This window comes from Halolamina sp. CBA1230 (genome assembly GCF_002025255.2).
Taxonomy (GTDB): domain Archaea; phylum Halobacteriota; class Halobacteria; order Halobacteriales; family Haloferacaceae; genus Halolamina.
Genome location: NZ_CP054587.1, coordinates 623,518 through 647,496, shown reverse-complemented (window position 1 = coordinate 647,496; position 23,979 = coordinate 623,518). Strand labels below are relative to the sequence as shown.

The window sequence follows — 23,979 nt, the reverse complement described above, 5'->3', positions numbered from 1 at the left end:
CTAGTCGGGGAGCTCGAACTCCCCGAGGACGAGGAAGCCGAGCGCGAACCCGGCGACGATCAGCCCTCCTGCGAGCAGCTGCGAGCGGGGCGTGCTCGGGAGATACCCCGTCGCGAGCGTGCCCGCGACGACGAGTATCGATGCGCTACCCAGCCCGAGCGCCGTCCGCGTGCGTTCGTCCATACCGACACCTACCGCCGAGCGAGCATCAGCCACACGCTTCCGGTCGGCGCCTGCCCGATGCGTCTAAGGGGGTGCAACCTTCATGGCCGAGTATGCTGGGTGGGAAGCTCGCAGCCGCGTCGACGCTGAAGGTGGCCGCTGCCGTGCTCGGAGTGCTGTCGCTCTCGATCGGCGGGGCGTGGGCCGTCGGAATCATCGGCGCGCCGTCCGTGGTCGGAGTGAACAACGCGTTCGGTCCGGTCAACGAGTCGACGACGACGATCGAGTCCGAGCTCGTGGTCAACAACCCCAACCCGTTCGGCGTCCGGTTGGGCGGGCTCACCGTCGACTACGCGGTCGAGATGAACGACGTGCGGATGGCGACCGGCGGGCGCGAGGGGGTGGGAGTCAACGCCAGCGGCAACACCTCCATCCCGCTCACGACGATGATGAACAACGACCGCATCCCGACGTGGTGGGTCAGCCACGTCGAGAACGACGAGAACACCACGCTGACCGTCGACGCCTCGATCCACTCGGATCTGTTGGGCAAGGAGTTCAACCCCCAGATCGAGCGGCCGGTGAACACCAACGTCATCGGCGGGTTCAACAGCGACGAGGACCGCCCCATCGACGTCGACCGCCCCGCCGCGCCCGAGCCCGTGCTCTGGCTCAACAGCACCAGCGGCGAGTGGGGTGCGGTGGACAACGAGACCACCGAGATCGACACCGCGTTCGACCTGTACAACCCCAACCCGACACCCGTCGCGATCTCGGAGATCGGCTACGAGATCGAGATGAACAACGTCACGATGGGCGAGGGCACGACCGAGAAGGGGGTCGCGATCGCACCCGGCCAGACGGAGACCGTCCGCGCGACCACCGCGCTCCGGAACGAGAACCTCGACGAGTGGTGGGTGAGCCACCTCCAGAACGAGCAGACGACCCAACTGGAGGTGACGTTCTACGCCCGGATCGATCTCTCCGCGTTCGGCGGCGACACCGTTCGCATCCAACTCGACTCCATCGAGCGCACGATCGAGACCGATATCTTCGGCGAGGGCGACGGGAACGAGCCGGAGGGAACGCCGACGCCGGACGGCGAGGGGACGGCGACGCCAACCGACGGCGACGGCACCGCGACACCCGAGGACGGCACGGCGACGCCCGACGACGGAACCGTCACACCCGACGACGGGACGCCCACACCCACCGACGACGGCATCCTCGCGGTCGGCGGCCCCGTGGCGTGAGAACACGTCACTGGGCGCCGACACGTTCTTCGCAGTGCCGGCCGTTGTGTCAACCATGCGGAGTCAACACGCTCCTGATCGGGTTCTTCGCGGCCGACGAGACTGCCGTCGCCGTCGAGCGTGAGGACGGCGCGGTCCGGCTGACCGTCGACGGCGAGAGGTACCGCCTCCCCCGCGAGGCGGCGCTGGCGCTGCGGGAGTCCGTCGGCGACGCGCTGGAGCGGCGGCTGGAACTGTTCCGAACCGTCGGCCAGTACCGCCGGGACGGGAGCTACGCCGTCGCGCGGCGGGCAGCGGACACGCCCGGGAACGAGCAGGTGTTCGACTCCGTCGAAGCGTTCCGGGAGCTGTTCGAGTCGTTGCCGGCGTCGTTCGGCGCGGAGGACGTGGGTGGGGCAGGGGTCACCGGCTCGCGGCGGCACATGATCGTGCGCCACTTCGCGGAGCACCCGCAGTTCGACTGTCGACTGGCGAGCGAACGCCCGCTGCGGGCGGAGAAAACGACCGACTGACCACCGTTCGTTGAGCGGGATGCGCGCCAGCCCCTCGTCGTCGGTCGGCAGGCATACGTTGCCGCCAGCCCCAGCCCCGTGCATGACCGACCGCGGCAAGATCGACCGCGCCTTCTTCGCCGAGCGGATCGCCCCCCGGCTCGGCGCCGAGCGCGACGACGTGGCGCTGGGGCCGACCGCCGGCGTCGATTTCGGCCTTCTCGACCTCGACGGGACGGGGCTCGTGGTCGCGACCGACCCGATCTCCGTGCTCCCGGCGCTGGGGTTCGAACGCGCGGGGCGGTTCGCACTCCACGTCGCGCTCTCGGACGTGGCCGTCGCCGGCGTGCTCCCGAGCCACCTCGCGATCTCCTTCTCGCTGCCGACCGCGATTTCCGACGAGCAGTTCGACGCGCTCTGGACCGGCATCCACGCGGAGTGTGCGGAGCTGGGGACGAGCGTCGTCACGGGCCACACCGCGCGCTACCCCGCCGCCGAGTTCCCGTGGGTCGGCGCCGCGACCGCGATGGGCGTCTGCGACCCTGAGGCGGTCGTGCGCCCGGACGGCGCGCGCCCGGGCGACCGCCTGCTCGTGACGCGCGGGCCGGCCGTCGAGACCGCAGGCCTGTTCGCGTCGCTGTACCCCGAGGAGTTGGGCGACCGCGGGCTCTCGCCCGAAACGGTCGCCGACGCGGCCGCGGGGCTCGACGAGGCCAGGCTGGTCCGGGACGCCGTCGCCGCCGCGGAGGCTGGAGAGGTAGCCGCGATGCACGACGCGACCGAGGGCGGCCTGCTGGGCGCGTTCTGCGAGATGGCCGGGAGTGCGGGCGTGCGGTTCGAAGTCGACACCGAGGCGGCGCCGATGCGCTCGGGGGTCGAGGCGGTCTGTGACGCGCTGGGGATCGACCCCTGGAAGTCCACCAGTTCGGGGACGCTCGTACTCGCCGTGCCGCCCGCGGACGTCGACGCAGTCCGGCGGGCGATCGCGGATCGCGGAACGCCCGTCGCCGAGGTCGGGACGGTCGTCGAGGGTTCGGGGATGCGGTTCCGCGGCGAGGAGTGGACCGAGCCGCCGCGGGACCCGTCGTGGGACGCCTACGCCGAGTTGGCCGGCGAGGAGTGAGCAGCGGGCGGCGTGGTGACGACAGACGGTGTGGCAACGCCTTTGTCGGCAGCGCCGGAGACCCGTGCATGAGCAGTCCCTTCTCGGTCACGCGGGCGGACGCCGCCGCACGCGACGCCGACGATCCGCTTGCGTCGTTCCGCGACCGGTTCGACGTGCCGAGCGAGCTCTACATGGACGGGAACTCGCTGGGGCCGATCAGCGACGACGCCGAGCGCACGCTGGATCGCGTGGTCGACGAGTGGCGCGAGCGCGGGATCGAGGGCTGGACCGATGGCGAGCAGCCGTGGTGGGAGTACGCGGAGTACCTCGGCGACCGCCTCGCGCCGTACGTCGGCGCCGACCCCGAGGAGGTGGTGATCGCCAACTCCACGACCGTCAACATCCACAGCCTGATCGGGACGTTCCTCGACCACGTCGCCGACGTGCCGGCCCGGGAGGTCGACGCGCCCGACACAGTGGCTGACTCGCCGGTCGCAGCGTCGGGCAACGTCGTCGTCGCGAACGAACTCGACTTCCCGACCGACCACTACGCGATCCGCGCGCAGTTCCGCCAGCGCGGGCTGGACCCCGACGAGCACCTCCGACTGGTCGAGAGTCGGGACGGCCGGACGATCGAGCGCGAGGACGTCCGGGCCGCGATGGACGACGACGTGGGGATCCTGTTCATGCCGACCGTGCTGTACCGCTCGGGACAGCTGTTCGACGTTGCGGCGCTGACCGAGTTAGCGCACGAGTACGGCGCGCTCGCGGGGTTCGACGCCGCCCACTCCGTCGGCGCGGTGCCACACGAGTTCTCGGCGGCCGGCGTGGACTTCGCGGTCTGGTGTTCCTACAAGTACCTCAACGCCGGCCCGGGGGCGATCGCGGGGCTGTACGTGAACGAGCGCTACCACGGGCTGACGCCCGCGCTGCCGGGCTGGTGGGGGAACGAGAAGGCCACGCAGTTCGACCTCGAACTCACGTACACGCCCGAGCAGTCGGCGGGCGCGTGGCAGATCGGCACCGTGCCGATGCTCTCGGCCGCGCCGCTGGAAGGGTCGCTCGACCTGCTCGACGAGGCCGGGATCGACCGCGTGCGGGCGAAGTCGCTCGAACTCACCGAGCTGCTCGCGACGCTGGTCGCGGACCTCTCCGAGGCGGAGTACGAGTACTCGGTCGGCACGCCCGCGGCGGGCGAGCGTCGCGGCGGCCACGTCGCGGTCGAACATCCCGACGCCGACCGCGTGAGTCAGGCGCTCCGGGAGCGCGGGGTGGTCGTCGACTACCGGCCGCCGAACGTGATCCGGATCTGTCCGGCGCCGCTGTACGTCGGCTTCGCGGACGTGTACGACGTGGCCGAACAGCTCCGGGCCGTGATCGACGAGGGGGCTCACGAGGCGTTCTCCGCGAGCGAGGACGTCTCGTAGCGGCGACTCGGGCGTCGCAGTTCCGGGGCGGACACCGTTTTGTCGTCGTGGACCCAACAGCGGCTATGGACGTTCTGGTGCTCGGTGGCGGCTACGCCGGCCTCACGGTGACACGCAAACTGGAGCGGCGGCTCCCGGCGTCGGCGACGCTCACGCTGGTCGATGACACGGGGAGCCACCTGGTCCAGCATGAACTCCACCGGGCGGTCCGGGACCCCGACTACGTCGACGAGATATCGGTCCCGCTGGCGGAGATCCTCGACCGCGCGGCGCTGCGGGAGGGTGAAGTGACCGGGGTCGATCGCGAGTCTCGGACCGTCTCGCTGGCCGACGGCGACACGCTCGACTACGACTACTGCGTGGTCGCGTTGGGTGCTGAGACGGCGTTCTACGACGTCCCGGGCGTCGAGGCACACGCGACGCCGCTGAAGCGGCTGGAACACGCCGCCGAGATCCGCCGGGAGTTCGAGGCGGTGGTCGACGAGTTCGGCCACGAGGACCCCGTCGCGAACACCGAGCGAACGGGAACGGTGGTCGTCGGCGGCGCGGGGCTCTCGGGCGTGCAGGTCGCCGGCGAACTGGCGGTCATGGCCCGCGAGCGCGAGGTGGCCGAGAGCGTGGAGATCGTGCTGCTCGAACAGGAGGAGACCGTCGCGCCCGGCTTCCCGGAGCAGTTCCAGACGGCGACCCGGGAGCGCCTCGACGCCCAGAACGTGGACGTGCGGACCGGGGCGACCGTGACTGCGGCCGACGAGGCGACGATAACGGTCGCGGACGGCGCGGCTATCGACTACGACCAGTTCGTCTGGACCGGCGGGATCCGCGGCAACGGGGCGATGGGCGGCGAGCGCCCGCAGGTGCGGGGGGATCTCCGCCTCGACGAGCGGACGTTCGCGCTGGGTGACGCGGTGCGGATCGTCGACGCCGACGGCGAGCCGGTGCCCGCGAGCGCGTCCGCGGCGGTGCGGGCCGCCGAGACCGCCGCGCGGAACGTCGTCGCCGCGGCGACCGCCGACGGCGGGTTCGTCGACCTCGCGCAGTGGCACTGGGAGAGCCCGGGCTGGCTGATCTCGGTCGGCGACGACGCGGTCGCACAGATCGGGCCGACGGTGTTGACGGGCAGCACTGCCAACGCGCTCAAGTCGGCGGTGGGGATCACCTACCTCGCGGAACACGGCTCGCTCCGGCACGCGCTGGGCGTGCTCCGGAAGGAGATGGACGACACTGGGGAGTTCGGCGAGCTACTGAAGCGTCTCTGAGCCGCGGCTGTTGGCTCGTTCGTTCAAGAACGAAGGGGGGCTCGCGACGTGGGGGTCACGGGCCTTACTCGTCGTCGTCTTCGTCGTCGCGCATCTCGTCGAGCTTGCCGACCAGTTCGTCGGTCGACTCGGTGGACTCGAAGGAGAGGTCGCCCTCCTCGCCCCCGTCCACGTCGACGCCCTCGGCCTGCTCGTCGGTGTCCTGGTTCTTGTTCTCCTGCTCGGATTCGTCGTACGATCCAAACCCCATACCTGGCCCGAGGGGGTGGAGCGCAAAAACCCTGTGGACCTGTCGGGACTGTGAGGGTGGTTGTCGCCCGTGGCGGACCGACAGGGCTTACGGGCCCGGGGTCCCAGGCATGGCACATGAGCAACCGCGTCGTGCAGGGGCGGATGGTGACGCCCGAGTCGCTGGCCGAACAGGTAGAGGGCGACGACGTGCTGGAGGCCGAGCCCATCGAGGACGCCGACCGGGACTGCCCGGAGTGTGGCGGCGACGTGATCAGCGTCGGCTACATGCCCAGCGTCACGGAGTTCGTGACCGCATACAAATGCCAGGAGTGTGACTGGGCCGAGGTCGACCGGGACTGAATCGGATCGAAATCCCTTTACACCGAAGCGGTGTAGCGAAGTGTGCAAGGGAACGTGGCCAAGCCCGGGATGGCGACTGACTCCAGAGGCCACGCGCCCGGTGACGAACTCCAGACTGATATACCGAGTCGGCGACTGATCATCGCTGGCGACGACGACCCTCTGGAGGACCGAGGCGCACCGGAGATATCAGTCGATCGGGGGTTCAAATCCCTCCGTTCCCACTTCTCTGCCGCGAGCAACGGTCGCGAGCGGCTGCTCAGTGATCGATCGGAGGATTTGAACCCAGAGAACGAGCGTCAGCGAGTTCTCGTGGTTCACAATCCCTCCGTTCCCACTTTCTTGCCGGCGCTCACCTGTCGAGCGTTGGCTGCGTCGACAGCCTTCATCTCGCGCAGAACCCCAGTTGATGCACGGAAACCGAGGTTCTGACCACTACGCTGTAACTATCAGGAAAATTTATAAGACTTTCTGATGGTGATGAAGACGATGTCGTCCCGGTCGATCGACCAGTGGTCGGATAACCCTCCATGAGCTACGTCAGCTACCTCCTCCGGCGGTTCGCGTTCGCCGTCCTCTCGGTGTACGCGGCCGCGACGGCGATGTTCGCGTTCATCGTTCTGCAGATACGGTTCATCTTCCGGCAACAGCTCGCGTTCCTGCGGTCGCCGTGGGCGAAGGCGACCGAACAGGAGGTCGAACGCTTCCGGCAGTCGTTCGTCGCCCAGCGCGGGCTGGACGAGCCTCTCTACGAGCGCTACCTCCACTATCTCGTCGACCTCACCACGCTGGAGTGGGGGCAATCGGTCGCGTACGGCGAACCGGTCGCGGCCGTGCTCGACGGGCGGGTGGTGACGACGCTCGAGTACGTCCTCCCGGGCGTGGTCATCGCCATCGCCCTGGGAGTGCCGCTGGGCGTGCTGGCGGCGTTCGAGAAGGACGGGGCCGTCGACTGGAGTGCACGACTGAGCACGTACGCGCTGCTCGGTGTTCCGGTGTTCATGGTGATCACGTACGTTCTCGCCGTCGTCTCTCCGGCTCGTGGCGGTCAGTCCGCTGCTGGCGGGCTGTCCGTCCACCCGCAGGTGATCGCTGCCTTCACGGTCGCGGTGAGCCTGCTGGCTGGCCAGCTCCGGTTCAGTCGCTCGGCCGTGCTGGATCAGACGGGCCGGGAGTTCGTGAAGATGCTGCGGGCGAAGGGGATCTCCCGGCTTACGCTCGTGCGGCACGTGCTCCGGAACGCGGCGCTGCCGATCGTCTCGCTGTCGCTGACGGAGCTGCTGGCGGTGCTGGTGTTGAACATCTACGTGATCGAGGAGATCCTCCCGATCGACGGGCTGGCACGCGCGAGCCTGGTGGCGGTCGATCAGGGCGACATGTCGCTGGTCACCTGGTCGACGCTCGTGATCGTGTTCCTCGGGATCGCCGGGAGCTTCCTCCAAGACGTGCTGTACGGCTATCTCGACCCCCAAGTCTCCGTCGAGTGAAACGAAAAGTGGTGACGCGTGCTCGCTCGTCGCCCGCCGCCGCACACTCCCCGGAACACCCACCGGAAACTCCCAACTCCACTCCCCTCCCCTGATTCCTCCACACCCGGAACCCTCCGGAACCCCTCGGCCGACACTCATGCCGCCAGTCCGAGAACGGAGAAGCATGCCCACCCAAACTGACAGCCAAACACTCACCATTCCCGACCTGCCCACGCTCGACAGCGGGATCACGCTGCTCGAGACCGACGGCGACCCGCGACTCCCGCTGCAGACGCTGCTGGTCGACCGCGTGCTGCTGGAGTGCGGGCGTGGCGTCTGGGTCGGCACCGGGCGCTACTGCACCACCGAGACGCTGGCCGAGATCGCGCCCGACCGGCGCGTACTGGACCGCGTCGACGTCGCCCGCGGGTTCACGCCGTACCAGCACACCGCGCTGCTCGACGACCTCGCGGCCCACGTCGACGGCGACACCGCGGTGATCGTCCTGCCCGATATCGACGCGCAGTACCGCGGCGACGACGTGCAGGGCACCGACGGCCGGGAGCTGCTCGTTCGGGCGCTGGCGCAGGTCGCCGCCGTTGCCCGCGAGTACGAGCTTCCAGTCCTCTGTACTCGCTCGCGGGCGGACGCGTTCAGCGACCCCGTCGCGGCCGCGGCATCGTCGACGCTGACCGTCCGGGACACCGAGATGGGGCCGCGATTCGAGGGCGACGGGTTCGAGACGCTGGTGTACGAACGCGAGGACGGCTGGGTGCAGACCACCCTCGCGTTCTGGCAGCAGGTGCTCGAGGCGCGCCAGCCGCTCCACGACACGGCCACCCTCCCCGGGGAGGTGTTCGCCAGTGGGGCGGTCTAACCCCACGCACCGCGACAGCCTGCGCCATCTGGAGTCGCAGTGGGGCGATTACCGCCGGGCGCTGCGCCGCCGCGACCAGGAGCACTTCGACCGGCTCTGGGAGCACGCCGCCGACTACGCCGACGCGGCAGGGTACCAGAACCGGGAGCGCACGCTGGATCTCGTGCTCGTCTCGGTCCTGCTCGCCCAGGAGCGCCGGATCGCCGCGCTCGAAGCCGAGTTGGGAGAATGACCTACTGCATCGACTTCCCCGAACCCGAGACGGCCGTGGAGTGGTCGCTGACCGACGCGGGCGTCGAACGCGAGGAGCGGCCCTACCGCCCGCGGTTCTACGTCCGCGCGACCGCGGACGGCTCGCTCGCGGAGGTCGCCGACGCCGTTCGCCCGCATCCCGAGGTGGCGGCGGTCGAGCGCGAGCACCACCGCCCCGGCTGGCGCCACGACGCGACGGAGATGCTCGCCGTCGAGATGACGACACCCGACGCCGTCTCCCGGCTGGCGTCGACGATCACGAAGGTCGGCCGGCCCGGCACCTATCGCTGCTTCAACGTCGACCTCTCCCGGCAGTTCCGCTACTGCGTCGAGACGGGGACCGAGCCGACGCCGACGCGCGATCCGACCGTGCTGGAACTCGCGGCGCCGCCGATCGCCGGTTCGGGACTGGAGTCCGTGACCGCGACGACGCCGAGCGGTGAGACACACGCCTTCGCGGACGCGCCGGCCGATATCGCCCGCGACGTGGAGTCGCTGATCCGGAGGACGGAGCCGGACGTGTTGCGCGTCTCGACGGCGGAGCTACTCCCCGAACTGTTCGACGCGGTCGAGGAGGATCTCCGACTCGGTCGCGAACCCGGATACACTCAGCTCGCAGCCGCGAGCACGTACGAGAGCTACGGGACGGTCGGCCACTCGCCGGCGCGGTACGCGGTTCCGGGGCGGCCGATCGTCGACGCCTCGAACTCCTTCTTCCTGCGGGAGACCGACCTCGACGGGGTCCGCTATCTCGTGGAGCGCTCGCACAAACCCCTGCAGGAAGCGGCGTGGGCGAGCATCGGCAACGTGCTCACCGCGATCCAGATCCGCGAGGCGCTGTCCCGCGACGTGCTCGTCCCCTGGCGCTCGTGGCGGGCCGAGCGGTTCAAGCCCGCCAGCACGCTCGAGACGGCCGACCGCGGCGGCTTCACGTTATCGCCGGACGTCGGCGTCCACGAGAACGTCCACGAACTCGACTTCTCGAGCCTCTACCCCAACATCATGTGTACGAGGAACATCTCGCCCGAGACCGTCTGCTGTGACTGCCACCCCGAACGCGAGGACGTGCCGGAGCTGGGGTACGGCATCTGCCCCGACGACGGCTACCTCCCGGACGTGCTCCAGCCGTTGATCGACGACCGCGACGAGTTCAAGCGTCGACTCGGTCGAGGCGACGACGGCCGCGAGGGCGCCGCGGCGGCGATCAAGTGGATCCTCGTCTCCTGTTTCGGCTACCAGGGGTTCTCGAACGCGAAGTTCGGCCGGATCGAGTGCCACGAGGCCATCAACGCGTTCGCGCGGGAGATCCTGCTCGACGCCAAGGCGACGCTCGAGCACCACGGCTGGCGCGTCGTCCACGGCATCGTCGACTCGCTGTGGGTGACACCGATGCCCGACCGCGAGGGGACCGACCTCGAAACCGTCGCCCGGGAGATCACCGACGACGCGGGGATCAGGCTGGAGTACGAGGCCGCCTACGACTGGCTCGCGTTCTGTCCCCGGCGCGACGACGGCGCCGGCGCGCTCACGCGCTACTTCGGGAAACGAGCGGGCGACCCTGTCGACGACGAATCGAGCTACAAACGCCGCGGGATCGAGGCCCGGCAGCGATCGACGCCGCCGTTCGTCGAGGACGCCCAACTCGAACTGATCCGGGAGTTCGGCCGCACGCGCTCGCCGGAGGCGGTCTGTGAAAGCCTGCGGGAGTTCGTTCGCGATCTACGATCGGGCGACGTCGACCCGGCCCGACTGGCGATCACCAACCGCGTCTCGAAGCGCGTCGAGGAGTACACCCAGACGACGAAAAACGTCGCTGCGCTGGAGCGGGCGGCCGACCTCGGTCTAGAGAAACACCCCGGGCAAACCGTCGAGTACGTCGTCGTCGACGACGAGAAATCGGGGCGGGCACGCGTCGCGCTCCTCCACGAGAACCCCGACCGCTACGACATCGCGTTCTACCGCGACCGACTGTGCCGCGCTGCCGAGTCGGTGCTGGCACCTGCGGGGTTCCGTCGAGAGGAGATCGAGGAGCAGTTGTCCGAACGCGTGAACGGGTCGTTGTCGGCGTTCTGAGCGCGTATCGTCCGACACGGGTGGCCGTCTCGACCCGCCGTCGGCGACCCCGAACAGGTTCGGCAGAACGCTCCCGAGGAGCGGCTTCCTCCCGACAACTATGGCCGCCGACGAACGACCCGATCTCGACGACCGCTTCGACGACGCGCCCGTCGGCCACGAACAGGTCCACCTCGACGCCCGCGACCTCCCGCCGCCGAAACCCCTCCGAGAGACACTCGAACGGCTGGCCGAACTCGACGAGGAGACCGTGTTGGTCCAGACGAACGACCGCCGGCCGCAGCATCTCTACCCGCGGCTCGAGGACCGGGGGTACGAGTACGAGACCGTCGCGGACGGCGACGCCGCGATCACCGCGATCTGGCCGGCGTAGCTCAGGCGTGTTCGATCACGACGCGCCACTCGTTTTCCGCGACCTGTTCGGTCTCGTGCTCGAACCCGCGCCGATCGAGGACGCCGTACAGCGGTTCGGGCTCGAAGCTGTTGACCAGCACGAGCCGTTCGGTCTCCCCGAGCGTCTCCAGTTCGCCGACGATCCGGCCGAACGGTTCGCCGTCGATCTCGCGAGCGTCGAGTCGTCTGTCGGCCATACCCCGACATCCCGCCGTGTCGAGGTGGCAGTTGTGCCGAACATGGTCGGCGGTCGCGGCGCCGATCGCCGGCCGCAACGAGATTCCCGAACATGTTCGGGAGTATCGACTGGGTTATCCCCGGGCAACGCACAGGTAGAGCCATGCCCGAAGCGAAACTCACGCTCACGATCCCGGAGCGGACCTGGCCCGGAGAGATCACCCGTGCCCACGACGACGCGACGATCAGGATCCTGGCGGCGATGACCGAGGCCGACGGCGGGGTGGGGCTGGCGGAGATCGGCGCCCGCGACCCCGAGTCGGTCGTCGCCGACGTGCGCGCCCACGACTCCGTCGACGACGTCGAGGTGCTCCAGCGCGGCGACCGGGAGTGTCTGGTGCAGTTCCGGACCCACCTCCCGCTGCTGTTGCTGGCGGCCCGTGACTCGGGGCTCCCGCTGGAGATGCCGTTCGAGATCAGCGACGGCGAGGCGACGTGGACGCTGACCGCCTCACAGGACGCCATCTCGGAGCTTGGCGACCAGCTCTCGGCGCTGGGGGTCTCCTTCACCGTCGACTACCTCCAGCAGGAGGTCGGCGGCTCCGAGGCGCTGCTGACCGACCGCCAGCGGACGATCGTTCGCGAGGCGATCGACCGGGGGTACTACGACACGCCCCGCGAGTGCTCGCTGACCCAGCTTGCCGACGCCGTGGGACTGGCGAAGTCGACGGTCAGCGAGACGCTCCACCGCGCCGAGGAGCGCGTGATGAAGCAGTTCGCCGCCGGGCTGGAGGCGGAGCCCCGGCCGGTCATCGAGGGGTAGGAGCGCCCGCGCGGGGCACCGTCGACCGCGCGCGAGCGGTGATCTGTGGCGACTCTCGGGGTCGTGAGTTCGTTTCTGCCGAACGTGTCGGAACTGAAGGCGCCCCGCGTTCGCCCCGAAGACACGGATAAACCCCGACGCGAACGTGTTCGGAAGTTCCGATCCGGTGGGAACGCGCTTGACGGTTCTAATGGTGTGACCCCGAACGCCGACCTGTAGGACCATGAGTCAGGACACGACGCGCCGACGATACCTGGTCGCACTGGCGTCGACGGGAGTCGGGCTCGGGCTCGCCGGCTGTGGCTCCGGCGGGGCCAGCACCGACTCCCCCACGGAGTCCCCGACCGAATCCGGCGGCTCCGACGGCGGCAGTGGCGAATCGTGGGAAGGGACGAGCACCGTGGAGATGACCGACGACCTGACGTTCGCGCCCAAGCGGATCGAGGTGGAGGCCGGCACGACGGTCACCTGGGAGAACGTCGGCACGATCGGACACTCGATCACCGCCTACGAGGAGAACATCCCCGACGGCGCTGAGTACTTCGCGTCGGGCGGGTTCGACAGCCAGCAGGCGGCAGCGGACGGCTACCCCGACGAGGGGAACGTCACCGAGGGCGGGACGTACGAACACACGTTCGAGACGACAGGGGAGTACGAGTACTACTGCATCCCCCACGAGATGAACGGGATGGTCGGCTACGTCCGGGTGGTTTGATATGAGCACAGACGACACCGCCGAGGAGACGGTCGAAGGGGGCGAGACCGAACGGAAGAGCGAGGCGGAGCTGTTCGCGGAGCACGAACGGCAGCTGGACGAACTGCTCGCCGAGGTCGAGGGGACAGAGGCGCCCGATCCGGAGCCGACGCTCCCCTCGCTGGGCGGCGACGTCAGCCGCCGCGACGTGATGAAGGCGGGCGCGGCCGTCGGCGCCGTCGGCGGCCTCGCGGGCTGTGCGGGGACGGGCGCGTTCGGGAACAACTCGAACACGGACACCCAGAGCGGCGACGGCGAGGTGCCCGACCACAAGGTGCCGCCGGGCGAGAAAGACGAGTACTACGGGTTCTGGTCGGGCGGCCACGCGGGCGACATCCGGGTGTACGGCATCCCGTCGATGCGCCAGCTCACCCGGATCCCGGTGTTCAACCGCGAGGGTGCGAAGGGGTACGGGTTCGACGACCGCACCAGTGAGATGCTGGAGGAGGCCGGCGGCTACACGTGGGGTGACTCCCACCACCCGAACCTCTCGGAGACCGACGGGAAGTACGACGGCGAGTACATCTTCGTCAACGACAAGGCTAACGGCCGGGTCGCGCGGGTGAACCTCACGTACTTCGAGACCGACGCGATCGTCGACGTGCCGAACGTCCAGTCGGTCCACGGCTGCTGCATCCAGAGCCCGGACACGGGGTACGTGTTCGCCAACAGCGAGTTCCGGACGCCGATCCCCAACGACGGCCGGGACGTGAACAGCCCCGAGGAGTACGTCTCGGTGTTCACCGCTATCGACCCCGACAGCATGGACGTGCTGTGGCAGGTCGAGGTCGACGGCCAGCTCGACATCGTCGACTCCGACAAGGACGGCCGCTGGGTGCTCGCCTCGGCGTACAACGACGAGGAGGGCGTCGAGATCGAGGAGATGACCCGGGACGACCGGGACGACGTGAAGGCGTTCGACGTGCCCGCGATCCAGGAGCTCGTCGACGCCGGCGAGTACGAGGAGGTCAACGGCGTCCCCGTCGTCGACGGCCGGAAGGAGAGCCCGCACAACGCGGGCGACGACCCGATCGTGCGCTACATCCCGACGCCGAAGTCGCCCCACTGCGTCGAGGTGACGCCCGACGGCAACTACGGGATGGTCGCCGGGAAGCTCTCGCCGACGGTGTCGATCATCGACATCGAGAAGCTGGCGACCGCCGACGACCCCGCGGACACGATCGTCGGCCAGCCCAAGGTCGGGCTCGGGCCGCTGCACACCACCTACGACGACCGCGGACACGCGTACACGTCGCTGTTCATCGACTCGCAGGTCGTGAAGTGGGATATCGAGGCCGCGGTGAACGCCGAGAAAGGGTCCGAGGAGCCGATCCTCGGCAAGATCGACGTCCACTACAACCCCGGCCACATCCAGGCGGTCCAGGCGATGTCGACCGAGCCGGCCGGCAACTGGCTGGTCTCGCTCAACAAGCTCTCGAAGGACCGCTTCCTCCCGGTCGGGCCGGTGTTCCCCGACAACGACCAGCTGATCTATATCGGGAACGACGCGGACGACGAGACCGGCGGGATGGAGCTGGTCGCGGACCACCCCGTCTACCCCGAGCCCCACGACGCCATCTTCGCCCACAAGGAGAAGATCGAGCCGGCGCGGACCTGGAACCCCGACGACTACGACGCGGAGTTCGTCACCACCGAGAGCTCTCGGATCGAGCGCGTCGACGACTCGACCGTTGAGGTGTACGCCTCGGTCAAGCGCAGCGAGTACGGCCTGCGCGAGATCACGGTGCAGGAGGGCGACGAGGTGCGGATGACCGTCACCAACATCGAGGGGAGCCAGGACCTGGTCCACGGGATGGCGATCCCCGAGTACGACGTCAACCTCGCGCTCGCGCCCCAGGACACGCGGCAGGTGACGTTCACCGCCGACGAGCCCGGGGTGTACTGGGTGTACTGTACGTACTTCTGCAGCGCACTCCACCTGGAGATGCGCTCACGACTGATCGTGGAGCCGGCCGACTAGGACCATGCAACGCCCGAGATGGAGCCAGTTCGGCGAGCTCAGGCGGCTGCTGCCGCTCGTAGCGGCGGCGCTGCTCGTGGCGGCGCTCGCCTTCCCGATGTGGCATATCCGGATGGACGCCGTCCAGTACCCCAGCGAGACGCTGTCGCTCGGGCTGTACGCCTACCCGCGGATCAGCGGCGACTACGTCGAGATCGCCCGCCTGAACAGCTACATCGGGTTCTACTACCCGGACCCGGTGTTCTGGCCACCGAACTACGAGCCCCACCCCGACGCCATCGACGTGCCGGAGTGGTCGCTCGGACCGCTGGCGTTCGTCGGCGTGGCGGCGACCAGTTTGTTCGTCGCGGTCGCGCCCACCGCGACGAAGCTCCGTCGCGGGCTCACGGCACAGCTGATCGGCTCGGTCACCGTGTTCGCGGTCCTGCTCGCGGACATCCAGTACCGGCTGTACCAGGCGGGCCACACGCTCGACCCCGACGCGCCGGTGATGGGCGTCGATCCGTTCATGCCGCCGCTGTGGGGGAAGTACGCGGTCGCGAACATCACCAGCTACTCCCGGTTCGGCGTCGGCGCCTACCTGACGATGGCCGCCATCGGCCTGCTGGTGGCCGCGTGGCTGGTCCGGGACTCGACCGCGACGGTGCGTGACGTGCCCCGGCTCCTCCGGGGCCTGCCGGATCACGTGAAAGCACGCGTCCCCGGAACCGAGGTGGAACGCTGATGGACGACGCCGGCCTCGAACGCGGGTTCGTCGCGCTCGTGGTCGTCGTGGCGGCCGCGCTCGCTGGCGTGACGGTCGCGCCCACGTCGGCCGCAGCGCCGACGCCCGAGGCGACCGCCGAACGACCGGACTACGACGCGTTCGACCCCGTGACCGAGGCCGGCGTCGCGACCGTCGGCGACGAGTCGTTCGACTCCCTCCAGCGTGCTGTCGACGCCGCCGAACCGGGCGAGACCGTCCGGATCAGCGGCCGTTTCGACGAGCGCGTCGTCGTGAACACCACGGGGGTAACGATCACGACGGCAGCGGACGCCCGCGCGGCAATCAATGGCGGGCGGGAGGGTGACGTGCTGACGATCCGGGCCGCGAACGTGACGGTCCGGGACGTCTGGGTCCGGAACTCCGGGATGGACACTTCGACCAACGACGCCGGCGTCTGGATCGACGCGCCCAACGCGACCGTCGTCGACAGCCGCGTGACCGAGATCACGTTCGGCGTCTGGGTCGACGGCGTCGACGACGCGACCCTGCGCAACAACACCGTCGTCGGCCGGGAGAACGTGACCCCCCGATCCTACCGAGGGAACGGGATCCAGCTCTGGAAAACCACCGGGACGCTGGTCGCGGACAACCGCATCACCGACGCCCGCGACGGGATCTACTACTCGTGGGCGTCGAACGTGACCGCCCGCGGGAACGAGCTCTGGGACCTGCGCTACGGCGTCCACTACATGTACTCCCACGGCAACCGGCTGGCGAACAACACCGCCGTCGACAACGACGTGGGGTACGCGCTGATGCTCTCCGAGCGGCTGACGGTGGTGAACAACACCGCCGCGAACAACACCGGCACGAGCGGCCACGGGATCCTGCTCAAACGCATCGACTACTCGACGATCCGCGGCAACGAGTTCGTCGACAATCAGCGCGGGATCTACTCGCTGAACTCCGCGGACAACGAGCTCAGGGGGAACCTCGTGCTCGGCAACGAGATCGGGTTCCACCTGACCGCCGGCACCCACGGCGAGGAGGTCGTCAACAACAGCTTCGTCGGCAACCGCCGGCCCGTACAGGCGGTCACCAGCGACACCCACGTCTGGAACGGCTCCGAACGCGGCAACTACTGGAGCGGCGCCGACGCCGCGGATCTGGACGACGACGGCGTGAGCGAACTCCGCTACCGGCCCGCGGGGCTGGTCGAGAAGCTGGTCCGGGAGCAGCCGGCCGCTGCCGTGTTCACGAACAGTCCGGCGTTCGAGGCGCTCCGTCGGGCCGAGCGCACGCTCCCCGTCCTCGACGCGCCGGGCGTCGTCGACTACCACCCGCTCGAACGCTCGCCGCACGACTGGAGGGACCACCATGCACGCGATAACGACGACTGATCTGACGAAACGCTACGGCGACGTGGTCGCCCTCGACGGCGTGAGCCTGTCGATCGAGCCGGGCACGACGTACGGCCTGCTGGGCACCAACGGCGCCGGCAAGTCCACGCTGTTCAAACTGCTCGTCGGCCACCTCACCCCCGACGCGGGGCAAGTGGCCGTCGGCGGCCGGGACGTGACCGACGCCGGCCACGAACTCCGCGAGGTGGTGGGGTACGTCCCCGAACACGCCGGCTTCCCGGACGCGCTCACGGGTCGGGAGGTGCTGGGCTACCACGCCCGCCTCCGCGGCGTGGCGAAAGCCGAACGCCCCGACCGCGTCGCGGCCGCGCTCGGCACCGTCGGGCTCGGCGATGCCGCGGACCGCCGCGTCGGCGGCTACTCCAACGGGATGAACCGCCGGCTCGCGCTGGCCTCGGCGCTGCTGGATCGACCCAGGCTGCTCTTGCTCGACGAGCCGACCGCCGGCCTCGACCCGCTGGGCGTCGCGGAGTTCCACCGCATCCTCGACCGCCTGCGCGAGGAGTCGGACCTGACCGTCGTCATCACGACCCACGTGCTCGCCGAGGTGGAGACGCTGTGTGACGACGCCGCGGTGCTCCACGACGGCGAACTGCTGTTCGACGGCGACGTCGAGGAACTGCGGGAGCTGGGCGACGGCGACGACCTCGAAGCCGGGTTCGGAACGCTGGTCGCGGAGGCGGGTGGCAGTCGCGGGGAGACCGTTGAGGTGGAGCGATGAGCGACGCGGGACCCGACGACGGCCGGCAGTCGCCGCCGTCCGGCAAGACCGACGACGGCCGACAGTCGCCGCCGTCCGGCAAGACCGACGGCGGGGTCGTTGAGGAAACCGGCCTCCGCCTGCCGACGGGGAGCGCGGAGGGCTCGGCGCTCGATCAGGTCGCCACCGTCGCCCGACTGGAGTTCGCGCTCGCGATCCGGAACCGCTGGGCGTTCGCGCTCGCGGCGCTGTTCGCTTCCCTCTCGATACTGGTGGTCACGCTCGGCGGCCAGGGCGGGGTGGTCCGTTCGGACGCAGTGGTCGTCAGCCTCGTCGAACTCTCGGCGTTGCTGCTCCCCCTGGTCGCGCTGCTGTTCGGCTACGACGCCGTCGTCGGCAGCGACGAGTCGGGCTGGCTGGGCGTGCTGTTCGCGCTCCCGGTGCCGCGGAGCCGCGTCGTCCTCGGCACCTACCTCGGCCGGCTGGCGGTGTTCGTCGGCGCGGTCGTGGCGGGGTTCGGCGTCGGCGGGCTCTGGCTCGCGAACGCGGGCGGGCTCACGCCCGCGTATCTCGGACTCGTGGGCGCGGCCGTGCTGGGCGGCGCGGCCTTTCTCGCGCTGTCGACCCTGCTGTCGACGCTCGCCGCGGAGAAGACCCACGCGCTCGGCGGCGCGTTGCTGCTGTGGGTCTGGGTCGCGCTGGTCCACGACCTCGTCTCGGTCGGCCTGATCGCCGCCGACGTGGTCGGCCCGGACTGGCTGGCCGCCTTCGTGCTCGCCAACCCCGCCACCGCGTTCCGCGTGCTCGCGCTCCAGTCGGTGCCGACGGTGACTGGCGGGATGGCGGACGTGCTGGTCGGCTCCGGCGTGACGACGCCGGTGCTGGTCGGTTCGCTGGTGGTCTGGAGTGTCGGGCCGGCGTGGCTGGCGGGTCGGCTCGTTCGACGGCGGAGCGTGTGAGGCTCCATCGTCGGCGTTCGCCCCCACTAGCGTCACCTCCCGACGTCGACGTTTTTGAGGTCGGAGCCACTACCTCGACACATGAGCGACCTCGTCGACGCGGTCGAGGGGATCGTTCACGAACCGACCCAGGTACGTGACGACGGTGGGCTCGATCTCACCGTCGCGGAGGTCCACGAGATCAGCGAGCCCGGCCGAGTCGACTTCGGGGGTGGCGAACTCGAACCCGCCGAGACCGAGCCCCACGAGCGAGTCTGGCGGAACGAGGAGGACGACTACCAGTGGTGGCAGCTCGATCCGGGGACGTACCTGCTCGAGTACAACGAGTCGCTCTCCGGCGAGGCGGTTCTCCAGCCCCGGACCGAGATCCTCGAGCGCGGCGGATCACACCCGACGCTTCGCGTCTCGGAGCTCCCCCGCGTTCCGCTGACCGTCGGCGGCGCAGGGCTGTACCTCAAGGAGAACGCGCGCGTCTCGACGCTCCTCCCTCGATAGGTCGGGCAGCACGAGTCAGCAGTCAGTCGTCTCGCGCGAGACCGGCCGAGCGGCCTCGACGGCACGATCGGCGCCAGAACCAGTATATAGGCGGCTCCCGAAGGGAACGTATGGTGTCGGATGCCCTCCCCGCCGCGAGCACACTCCTCTCGACGCTCGGGCTCTGGGCGGCGATACTGCTGAGCGTCGTGCTCCTGGCGCAAGCCCTTCCAGTCGAGTCGCCGCTGTTCCTCGGCGCTTCCATCGCCGTCGTCTACTGGATCGTGAAAACGTACGTCGCCACGGACGACGGCTAAGCGACCTGCTACTCCACGTACAGCGAGTAGAGGATCACCCCGAACCCCAGCGTCGTGAACGCGCTCTCGACGACGAGCGCGAGGTCGTGGTTCACCGGCAGGAGCTGGTCGACGATCCCCGCCAGCAGCGCGCCGGCCGTGATCGCGCCGAACCCGACCGCGAGCGCCCGCAGCGCGGCCGATCCGTTGCGACGGGAGGCGCGGACGGCGTACAGCGTGATCGAGCCGCCGAGCAGCAGCGTGAGCGTTTTGAGCGCGACGACGGCGGCGTTCATGTCTCCGTGCGCACCTCCGACCAGAGCGCCGAGAGACGCTCGTCGGGCGAGGACTCCTCGCGGCTGATCGAGAGGTCGAGCGCGCCGTCGTCGGCACGGGAGATCTCGATCTCGTCGAAATCCGCGACGTACCGCGCCGTGTGGCGGCCGTCCTCGCGGATCTCCGTGCGCTCCTCGATCAGCGACGCCTCGCTGAGCAGGTCCAGCTTCCGGTAGGTCGTCGACTGCGGGATGTCACATGCCTCCGAGAGCTCCTTCGCGGCCATCGGGCTGTCCAGCCGTTCGAGGATCGCCCGACAGTCCGGGTCGTCCAGCGCGTCGAGCACGTCCTGGAGCCCCGGCGCCTCGACGGCGATCGGTTCAGAGTTCATCGTCCTCCGATCGACGAGATCGCTCGTCTCGTGCAGGTGTCCGGTCATCGCCCCGACCCCCCGATTCCCCCACCATCGGCGGTCACTTCGGGACCGCCGTCCGACGGTTCCCGACCGACCCCGCTGTCGATCGGCCGCGAGCGTCGACGACTGATCCCGGATCGTTCGCGGTGGACGTGTCGCTGCGACATGGCATCGATACGTGACCGTACTGGCCTCTCCCACCAGTCGCTGCTGCCGAACACGTTCGGCCGATCCGATCCGCCGTCGGGAGCCGAACACGTTCGGGAGAGCCTTCTGGTGGTCGGTCCTCCAACGGGGAGTCGATGGCCGAAACCAGACTCGACGTCCGCGAGATCCCGCCGTCTGACCGCCACCCGAAGATCCACGACGCCTTCGACGCGCTGGAGGGCGGCGACGAACTGGTGATCGTCAACGACCACGAGCCCAAACCGCTGTTCTACGAGATGCAGGCCGAGGTCGAGGCGTTCGACGCCGACAACTACGCGGTCGAACAGCGCGGCCCCGAGGAGTACGTGGCGCGGTTCCCGAAGCAGTAGACCGCTGTCGCCGCCGCGCGGTCGGCCCCGAACGTGTTCGGAGCCACCGGGAGGCGGCTGGGCTCCCTTCTCTCACCCATGAGCGCGATCCCGGGCGACGTCGACCCAGACCGCCAGCCGCCGATGACGGTGCCGCTGCGACACTTCCTCGTCGCGAGCGCGTTCCTCCCGCTCGGCGCGGTCGCGGGGCTCGGCGCCGTCGTCGACGTTCGGCTGGGGCTGCTCTCGCTCGCCCACGCCCACCTGCTGCTCGTGGGGTGGGTCTGCCTCACCATCGCCGGCGCGATGACCCAGTTCGTCCCCGTCTGGTCGGGTGTCGACCTCCACTCCACGCGGCTCGCGAGCCTCCAACTCCCCCTGCTCGCGGGCGGACTCCTCGGCTTCGCCGCAAGCCTGCTCGCCGCACGGCTCGCACTGCTGCCCGTCTTCGGCGCCGTGCTGCTGCTGGGGTTCTGGGTGTTCCTCTACAACGTCGGCCGGACGCTGGCCCGGGCGCGGCCGTTCGACACCACCGAGCGCCACTTCGCGCTGGCGCTCGCCTTTTTCGCCGTCGCGACGCTGCTGGGGTTGGTGCTGGCGGTCGACTTCACCCACTCGCTGCTCGCTACCTCTCCCGTGACGCGGCCCGCTGTCGTCGGCGCCCACGCGACGCTGGCGGTGTTCGGCGCCGTGCTCACGACCGTGTTGGGCGCGCTCTACCAGTTGGCGACGATGTTCACCCAGACCGAGCTCCACGGGATCGACCGCCCGCTCGGACGGTTCGAGGAAGTGGGCTACCCGACCGGGGTGGTCCTGCTCGCCGGCAGTCGACTCGCCGGGTCGCCCCTCGCCGCGCGACTCGGCGGCGTGCTGGTCGCGCTCGCGCTGCTTGCGTTTTCGGTCGTGCTCGCGCGCCGGCTCTGGGAGACTCAGGTCGACCGGACGCCGATGCTCTCGCGGTACGCCGTCGTCGCCGCGGCGACGGCGCTGTGGGCTGGCCTCGCGCTGCCCGCGTGGGTCACGAGTCCGCTCGCGCGGCCCGCGCTGCTGGGCGCGCCCGAGACGGGTCACCTGCTCCTGCTGGGCGTGGTTGGGTTCGTCGTTTTCGGAACCGTCTACCACGTCGTCCCATTCGTCGTCTGGGTCCACCGCTACAGCGACCGACTGGGGTACGAACCGGTGCCGATGGTCGACGACCTGTACGACGATCGACTCGCCGTCGCGGACTTCTGGTGTCTCCTGCTCGGGAGCGGGCTGTTCGTCGCCGGCGACCTGCTCGATCTCCCGTCGACGGTCTCGGCGGTCGGCGGCGTCGCCGTTCTTACCGGGACGCTCCTGTTCGTCGCGAATATCGTCGGCGTCGTCCGCAAGCACGCACCGCAGTCGCTGCTCGCGGTGCTGTTCGGTCGGTGGGCGGTCGTCGAGTCCGAGGGCGCATCGGCGTCGGTCGAGAACGACTGATCGCGGCGACCGGGCGAACGTCTTCGGCCGAACGCTCAGGCCCGGTCCGGACGGAGTTCCGTCGATGCCAGAGATCACTGCGATCGACGACCTGACGGAGACACCCCACGCCGAGGTGTTCACGCAGCGTGAGCCCCGAGCCGTGCGGCTCGAACTCGACGCCGGCGACGAGGTGCCGCCGCACACTCACCCCGGGGCGAACGTCGTTCTCCACCTCCTCGACGGCCGACTGGACCTCTCGCTCGACGGCGAGACGTACGAACTGGCCCCCGGCGACGTGGCTCGGTTCAGCGGCGAGCGCGAGATCTCGCCGCAGGCGGTCGAGGCGAGCACGGCGCTGGTGGTGTTCGCGCCGGCGGAGTAGTCGGAGTCGCCGCGCGGGCGCTCAGAACGGCGCGTCAGGCGACCCTGTCGCGGCTGGCTCGTCGTCGCGCTCGTCCGGGACCGATCCGGTCTCGCGGAACTCCGCCTCCAGCGACTGTAGCTGTTCGTTGACGGCGGCGCTCTCCTGATGCATCGACGCCGCACGGACGCGGACGAGATCGTACTCGTGACGGTCGGTGAGGCCGTTCCACGCCCGGAACGCGCCGACAGTGAGGGTCTGGGTTTGCGGGCAGAACGCCGTCGTCGGTGTGAACTCCGCGCGCAGGACCGCGTCGTCGGGCTCCTCGGCGTAGCGGAACCCGGCGTCGGGGTGCCGCGTGTCGAAATTGAGGCGCGCGAGGTTGTAGCCGAACGTCATGTCGTACACGCCGCGCTCCTCGAACAGGTCCTCGGCCGTCTCGTGGACGGCGACATGCTCCTCGTCGGCGAGCACGTCGTAATCCGCGAGGAACGGGCCGGGCTCCGGGAGGTGCTCGGGGAGGAACTCGCCGTCGTCGTCGAACGTCGCGTCGTCGCTGCCGCCGAAGGGTGAGAGGCCGGCCATGGGCGACCGTACGCGCTCGCTCTCCCTACGCGTCGTCCCGAACATCTGCGGATGGGGCGTGTGCGTTCGCCCGTTCTTCGACGATCGTTGTAACCAACCTTTACGGATGTCGAACTCATCGGCGTAGGTAATGACGCAGATGCAGCCCGGTCGAACTGACGCAGCGACAGAGCTCAGCACAGAACCGCCCGCGGACGTCGACTCGACGGCGGGGAAGCTCGTGTACGTCTACCTCTCGTCGGTCGTCGAGACGACCGTCGGCGGGATCGCCGAGGCGCTGGATCTGAAGCTGATCGAACTGCTGCCGACGCTGCGGTCGCTCCAGTCGGCCGGGTACGTCGAGCGTACCGGCGATCAGTGCCGGATCGCTCGGTAAGTCGTTTCTCTGTGTTAGTGGACGTGGGATCGTGTGGTTGGTAGCTGCGCGTAGAGACCGTTGAGTTTTGTTCAGTCATGTTCAGTGACCCAATTTCGTGCGTCGACAACTGGAACAGCAATCGCGACAGCGTTTCGACCGTCGACGGCTGGAACCGCAACAGCGTCTCGAAGCATGACCACTTGTGACCGCCCAGCACCGCGATAGTCTTCCCCTCATCCTCCCCACGGGCTCGCCGACCGGTGGCGAGCCCTCGCATCCACCGCCACCGCACTGCCGTGGCCGTCGGCGCGAAACGGAAGCGCCCTCCGGGGCGCGACCAGAGCGGGACCGGAGGTCCCGCAGGCCGTACGGGCGACGCGTGG

General features: G+C 69.4%; 30 protein-coding genes and 1 tRNA gene. 25 read left to right on the top strand and 6 right to left on the bottom strand.

The window, feature by feature from the left end; all coding sequences use genetic code 11:
- Window positions 1-183: a hypothetical protein gene (locus tag B4589_RS03290; protein WP_079232934.1), complete on the bottom strand. Its 183-nt coding sequence runs from the start codon at window positions 181-183 to the stop codon at window positions 1-3.
- A gap of 92 nt (window positions 184-275) precedes the next feature.
- Here B4589_RS03290 and B4589_RS03285 point away from each other — a divergent pair, with 92 nt between their 5' ends.
- The 5 genes from B4589_RS03285 to B4589_RS03265 all read left to right on the top strand — a co-directional run bounded on the left by B4589_RS03285 (window position 276) and on the right by B4589_RS03265 (window position 5,697).
- The gene (locus B4589_RS03285) at window positions 276-1,415 is read left to right on the top strand and encodes an LEA type 2 family protein (protein ID WP_079232933.1); all 1,140 of its coding nucleotides are present in this window, start codon (window positions 276-278) and stop codon (window positions 1,413-1,415) included.
- A gap of 44 nt (window positions 1,416-1,459) precedes the next feature.
- The gene (locus B4589_RS03280) at window positions 1,460-1,927 is read left to right on the top strand and encodes a hypothetical protein (protein ID WP_255246117.1); all 468 of its coding nucleotides are present in this window, start codon (window positions 1,460-1,462) and stop codon (window positions 1,925-1,927) included.
- An 82-nt stretch (window positions 1,928-2,009) separates the two neighbouring features.
- On the top strand, window positions 2,010-3,029 hold the full coding sequence (locus B4589_RS03275; RefSeq protein WP_079232932.1) for an AIR synthase family protein: 1,020 nt from the start codon (window positions 2,010-2,012) through the stop codon (window positions 3,027-3,029).
- A 68-nt stretch (window positions 3,030-3,097) separates the two neighbouring features.
- Entirely contained in the window at window positions 3,098-4,438 is a 1,341-nt protein-coding gene (gene kynU, locus B4589_RS03270; RefSeq protein ID WP_079232931.1) for a kynureninase, read from the top strand.
- A 65-nt stretch (window positions 4,439-4,503) separates the two neighbouring features.
- Window positions 4,504-5,697, top strand: coding sequence for an NAD(P)/FAD-dependent oxidoreductase (locus B4589_RS03265; protein WP_079232930.1), 1,194 nt, complete (start codon window positions 4,504-4,506; stop codon window positions 5,695-5,697).
- Window positions 5,698-5,761: 64 nt separating this feature from the next.
- On the opposite strand, the gene B4589_RS03260 is transcribed toward B4589_RS03265, so the two are convergent.
- A complete protein-coding gene (locus B4589_RS03260; protein ID WP_079232929.1) occupies window positions 5,762-5,947 on the bottom strand; it encodes a DUF5786 family protein in 186 nt (61 codons plus the stop codon).
- 116 nt (window positions 5,948-6,063) lie between these two features.
- Between B4589_RS03260 and B4589_RS03255 the strand changes: the two genes are divergently transcribed.
- From B4589_RS03255 to B4589_RS03225, 7 genes are all read left to right on the top strand, one after another.
- A complete protein-coding gene (locus B4589_RS03255; protein WP_079232928.1) occupies window positions 6,064-6,288 on the top strand; it encodes a DUF5795 family protein in 225 nt (74 codons plus the stop codon).
- Window positions 6,289-6,336: 48 nt separating this feature from the next.
- A tRNA-Trp gene (locus tag B4589_RS03250) sits at window positions 6,337-6,512 on the top strand.
- 306 nt (window positions 6,513-6,818) lie between these two features.
- Complete coding sequence (locus B4589_RS03245) at window positions 6,819-7,775, top strand: ABC transporter permease (protein WP_079232927.1); 957 nt, start codon at window positions 6,819-6,821, stop codon at window positions 7,773-7,775.
- 166 nt (window positions 7,776-7,941) lie between these two features.
- Entirely contained in the window at window positions 7,942-8,634 is a 693-nt protein-coding gene (locus B4589_RS03240) for a hypothetical protein (RefSeq protein WP_079232926.1), read from the top strand.
- Window positions 8,621-8,866: a hypothetical protein gene (locus B4589_RS03235; RefSeq protein WP_079232925.1), complete on the top strand. Its 246-nt coding sequence runs from the start codon at window positions 8,621-8,623 to the stop codon at window positions 8,864-8,866. The genes B4589_RS03240 and B4589_RS03235 overlap by 14 nt, the downstream gene beginning before the upstream one ends.
- Window positions 8,863-10,959, top strand: coding sequence for a type B DNA-directed DNA polymerase (locus B4589_RS03230; protein ID WP_079232924.1), 2,097 nt, complete (start codon window positions 8,863-8,865; stop codon window positions 10,957-10,959). Before B4589_RS03235 ends, B4589_RS03230 begins: the two co-directional genes overlap by 4 nt.
- Window positions 10,960-11,059: 100 nt before the next feature.
- On the top strand, window positions 11,060-11,332 hold the full coding sequence (locus B4589_RS03225; RefSeq protein ID WP_079232923.1) for a DUF2249 domain-containing protein: 273 nt from the start codon (window positions 11,060-11,062) through the stop codon (window positions 11,330-11,332).
- Window position 11,333: 1 nt separating this feature from the next.
- Here B4589_RS03225 and B4589_RS03220 read toward each other — a convergent pair whose 3' ends face one another.
- The gene (locus tag B4589_RS03220) at window positions 11,334-11,549 is read right to left on the bottom strand and encodes a DUF2249 domain-containing protein (RefSeq protein ID WP_079232922.1); all 216 of its coding nucleotides are present in this window, start codon (window positions 11,547-11,549) and stop codon (window positions 11,334-11,336) included.
- Window positions 11,550-11,692: 143 nt separating this feature from the next.
- On the opposite strand from B4589_RS03220, the gene B4589_RS03215 reads away from it, so the two are divergent.
- The 9 genes from B4589_RS03215 (at window position 11,693) to B4589_RS03175 (ending at window position 19,664) form a co-directional block, all read left to right on the top strand.
- Entirely contained in the window at window positions 11,693-12,352 is a 660-nt protein-coding gene (locus tag B4589_RS03215; protein WP_079232921.1) for a helix-turn-helix domain-containing protein, read from the top strand.
- A gap of 223 nt (window positions 12,353-12,575) precedes the next feature.
- On the top strand, window positions 12,576-13,067 hold the full coding sequence (locus B4589_RS03210; protein ID WP_079232920.1) for a plastocyanin/azurin family copper-binding protein: 492 nt from the start codon (window positions 12,576-12,578) through the stop codon (window positions 13,065-13,067).
- Window position 13,068: 1 nt separating this feature from the next.
- Window positions 13,069-15,087 carry a TAT-dependent nitrous-oxide reductase gene (nosZ, locus tag B4589_RS03205; RefSeq protein ID WP_079232919.1) on the top strand — a complete coding sequence of 673 codons (2,019 nt, stop codon included), beginning with the start codon at window positions 13,069-13,071 and terminating at the stop codon, window positions 15,085-15,087.
- Window positions 15,088-15,091: 4 nt separating this feature from the next.
- Complete coding sequence (locus tag B4589_RS03200) at window positions 15,092-15,811, top strand: hypothetical protein (RefSeq protein WP_079232918.1); 720 nt, start codon at window positions 15,092-15,094, stop codon at window positions 15,809-15,811.
- Entirely contained in the window at window positions 15,811-17,193 is a 1,383-nt protein-coding gene (gene nosD, locus B4589_RS03195; RefSeq protein WP_079232917.1) for a nitrous oxide reductase family maturation protein NosD, read from the top strand. The genes B4589_RS03200 and nosD overlap by 1 nt, the downstream gene beginning before the upstream one ends.
- Window positions 17,171-17,935 (top strand): ABC transporter ATP-binding protein, encoded by a 765-nt coding sequence (locus tag B4589_RS03190; RefSeq protein ID WP_079232916.1) that lies wholly within the window; start codon window positions 17,171-17,173, stop codon window positions 17,933-17,935. Before nosD ends, B4589_RS03190 begins: the two co-directional genes overlap by 23 nt.
- Window positions 17,932-18,873 carry an ABC transporter permease gene (locus B4589_RS03185; RefSeq protein ID WP_079232915.1) on the top strand — a complete coding sequence of 314 codons (942 nt, stop codon included), beginning with the start codon at window positions 17,932-17,934 and terminating at the stop codon, window positions 18,871-18,873. The genes B4589_RS03190 and B4589_RS03185 overlap by 4 nt, the downstream gene beginning before the upstream one ends.
- An 81-nt stretch (window positions 18,874-18,954) precedes the next feature.
- Complete coding sequence (locus tag B4589_RS03180) at window positions 18,955-19,368, top strand: dCTP deaminase (RefSeq protein WP_079232914.1); 414 nt, start codon at window positions 18,955-18,957, stop codon at window positions 19,366-19,368.
- 110 nt (window positions 19,369-19,478) lie between these two features.
- A complete protein-coding gene (locus tag B4589_RS03175; RefSeq protein ID WP_079232913.1) occupies window positions 19,479-19,664 on the top strand; it encodes a hypothetical protein in 186 nt (61 codons plus the stop codon).
- A gap of 8 nt (window positions 19,665-19,672) precedes the next feature.
- Here the strand turns inward: B4589_RS03175 and B4589_RS03170 are convergent, their stop codons facing one another.
- Window positions 19,673-19,939: a hypothetical protein gene (locus B4589_RS03170; protein WP_079232912.1), complete on the bottom strand. Its 267-nt coding sequence runs from the start codon at window positions 19,937-19,939 to the stop codon at window positions 19,673-19,675.
- Window positions 19,936-20,310, bottom strand: coding sequence for a helix-turn-helix domain-containing protein (locus B4589_RS03165; protein WP_079235148.1), 375 nt, complete (start codon window positions 20,308-20,310; stop codon window positions 19,936-19,938). The genes B4589_RS03170 and B4589_RS03165 overlap by 4 nt, the downstream gene beginning before the upstream one ends.
- A gap of 326 nt (window positions 20,311-20,636) precedes the next feature.
- On the opposite strand from B4589_RS03165, the gene B4589_RS03160 reads away from it, so the two are divergent.
- From B4589_RS03160 to B4589_RS03150, 3 genes are all read left to right on the top strand, one after another.
- A complete protein-coding gene (locus B4589_RS03160) occupies window positions 20,637-20,870 on the top strand; it encodes a DUF2249 domain-containing protein (RefSeq protein WP_079232911.1) in 234 nt (77 codons plus the stop codon).
- Between the two features lie 78 nt (window positions 20,871-20,948).
- Entirely contained in the window at window positions 20,949-22,310 is a 1,362-nt protein-coding gene (locus B4589_RS03155) for a hypothetical protein (RefSeq protein ID WP_079232910.1), read from the top strand.
- 64 nt (window positions 22,311-22,374) lie between these two features.
- Complete coding sequence (locus B4589_RS03150; RefSeq protein WP_079232909.1) at window positions 22,375-22,674, top strand: cupin domain-containing protein; 300 nt, start codon at window positions 22,375-22,377, stop codon at window positions 22,672-22,674.
- A gap of 21 nt (window positions 22,675-22,695) precedes the next feature.
- Here the strand turns inward: B4589_RS03150 and B4589_RS03145 are convergent, their stop codons facing one another.
- A complete protein-coding gene (locus B4589_RS03145) occupies window positions 22,696-23,238 on the bottom strand; it encodes a hypothetical protein (RefSeq protein WP_143414257.1) in 543 nt (180 codons plus the stop codon).
- Between the two features lie 130 nt (window positions 23,239-23,368).
- On the opposite strand from B4589_RS03145, the gene B4589_RS03140 reads away from it, so the two are divergent.
- Complete coding sequence (locus tag B4589_RS03140; protein WP_217920477.1) at window positions 23,369-23,614, top strand: TrmB family transcriptional regulator; 246 nt, start codon at window positions 23,369-23,371, stop codon at window positions 23,612-23,614.
- Window positions 23,615-23,979 lie beyond the last annotated feature (365 nt).

Coding starts and splice junctions, on each gene's coding strand:
- B4589_RS03290 (WP_079232934.1), bottom strand. CDS start 183: ATGGACGAACGCACGCGGACGGCGCTCGGGCTGGGTAGCGCATCGATA.
- B4589_RS03285 (WP_079232933.1), top strand. CDS start 276: ATGCTGGGTGGGAAGCTCGCAGCCGCGTCGACGCTGAAGGTGGCCGCT.
- B4589_RS03275 (WP_079232932.1), top strand. CDS start 2,010: ATGACCGACCGCGGCAAGATCGACCGCGCCTTCTTCGCCGAGCGGATC.
- kynU (WP_079232931.1), top strand. CDS start 3,098: ATGAGCAGTCCCTTCTCGGTCACGCGGGCGGACGCCGCCGCACGCGAC.
- B4589_RS03265 (WP_079232930.1), top strand. CDS start 4,504: ATGGACGTTCTGGTGCTCGGTGGCGGCTACGCCGGCCTCACGGTGACA.
- B4589_RS03260 (WP_079232929.1), bottom strand. CDS start 5,947: ATGGGGTTTGGATCGTACGACGAATCCGAGCAGGAGAACAAGAACCAG.
- B4589_RS03255 (WP_079232928.1), top strand. CDS start 6,064: ATGAGCAACCGCGTCGTGCAGGGGCGGATGGTGACGCCCGAGTCGCTG.
- B4589_RS03245 (WP_079232927.1), top strand. CDS start 6,819: ATGAGCTACGTCAGCTACCTCCTCCGGCGGTTCGCGTTCGCCGTCCTC.
- B4589_RS03240 (WP_079232926.1), top strand. CDS start 7,942: ATGCCCACCCAAACTGACAGCCAAACACTCACCATTCCCGACCTGCCC.
- B4589_RS03230 (WP_079232924.1), top strand. CDS start 8,863: ATGACCTACTGCATCGACTTCCCCGAACCCGAGACGGCCGTGGAGTGG.
- B4589_RS03225 (WP_079232923.1), top strand. CDS start 11,060: ATGGCCGCCGACGAACGACCCGATCTCGACGACCGCTTCGACGACGCG.
- B4589_RS03220 (WP_079232922.1), bottom strand. CDS start 11,549: ATGGCCGACAGACGACTCGACGCTCGCGAGATCGACGGCGAACCGTTC.
- B4589_RS03215 (WP_079232921.1), top strand. CDS start 11,693: ATGCCCGAAGCGAAACTCACGCTCACGATCCCGGAGCGGACCTGGCCC.
- B4589_RS03210 (WP_079232920.1), top strand. CDS start 12,576: ATGAGTCAGGACACGACGCGCCGACGATACCTGGTCGCACTGGCGTCG.
- nosZ (WP_079232919.1), top strand. CDS start 13,069: ATGAGCACAGACGACACCGCCGAGGAGACGGTCGAAGGGGGCGAGACC.
- B4589_RS03200 (WP_079232918.1), top strand. CDS start 15,092: ATGCAACGCCCGAGATGGAGCCAGTTCGGCGAGCTCAGGCGGCTGCTG.
- nosD (WP_079232917.1), top strand. CDS start 15,811: ATGGACGACGCCGGCCTCGAACGCGGGTTCGTCGCGCTCGTGGTCGTC.
- B4589_RS03190 (WP_079232916.1), top strand. CDS start 17,171: ATGCACGCGATAACGACGACTGATCTGACGAAACGCTACGGCGACGTG.
- B4589_RS03185 (WP_079232915.1), top strand. CDS start 17,932: ATGAGCGACGCGGGACCCGACGACGGCCGGCAGTCGCCGCCGTCCGGC.
- B4589_RS03180 (WP_079232914.1), top strand. CDS start 18,955: ATGAGCGACCTCGTCGACGCGGTCGAGGGGATCGTTCACGAACCGACC.
- B4589_RS03175 (WP_079232913.1), top strand. CDS start 19,479: ATGGTGTCGGATGCCCTCCCCGCCGCGAGCACACTCCTCTCGACGCTC.
- B4589_RS03170 (WP_079232912.1), bottom strand. CDS start 19,939: ATGAACGCCGCCGTCGTCGCGCTCAAAACGCTCACGCTGCTGCTCGGC.
- B4589_RS03165 (WP_079235148.1), bottom strand. CDS start 20,310: ATGAACTCTGAACCGATCGCCGTCGAGGCGCCGGGGCTCCAGGACGTG.
- B4589_RS03160 (WP_079232911.1), top strand. CDS start 20,637: ATGGCCGAAACCAGACTCGACGTCCGCGAGATCCCGCCGTCTGACCGC.
- B4589_RS03155 (WP_079232910.1), top strand. CDS start 20,949: ATGAGCGCGATCCCGGGCGACGTCGACCCAGACCGCCAGCCGCCGATG.
- B4589_RS03150 (WP_079232909.1), top strand. CDS start 22,375: ATGCCAGAGATCACTGCGATCGACGACCTGACGGAGACACCCCACGCC.
- B4589_RS03145 (WP_143414257.1), bottom strand. CDS start 23,238: ATGGCCGGCCTCTCACCCTTCGGCGGCAGCGACGACGCGACGTTCGAC.
- B4589_RS03140 (WP_217920477.1), top strand. CDS start 23,369: ATGACGCAGATGCAGCCCGGTCGAACTGACGCAGCGACAGAGCTCAGC.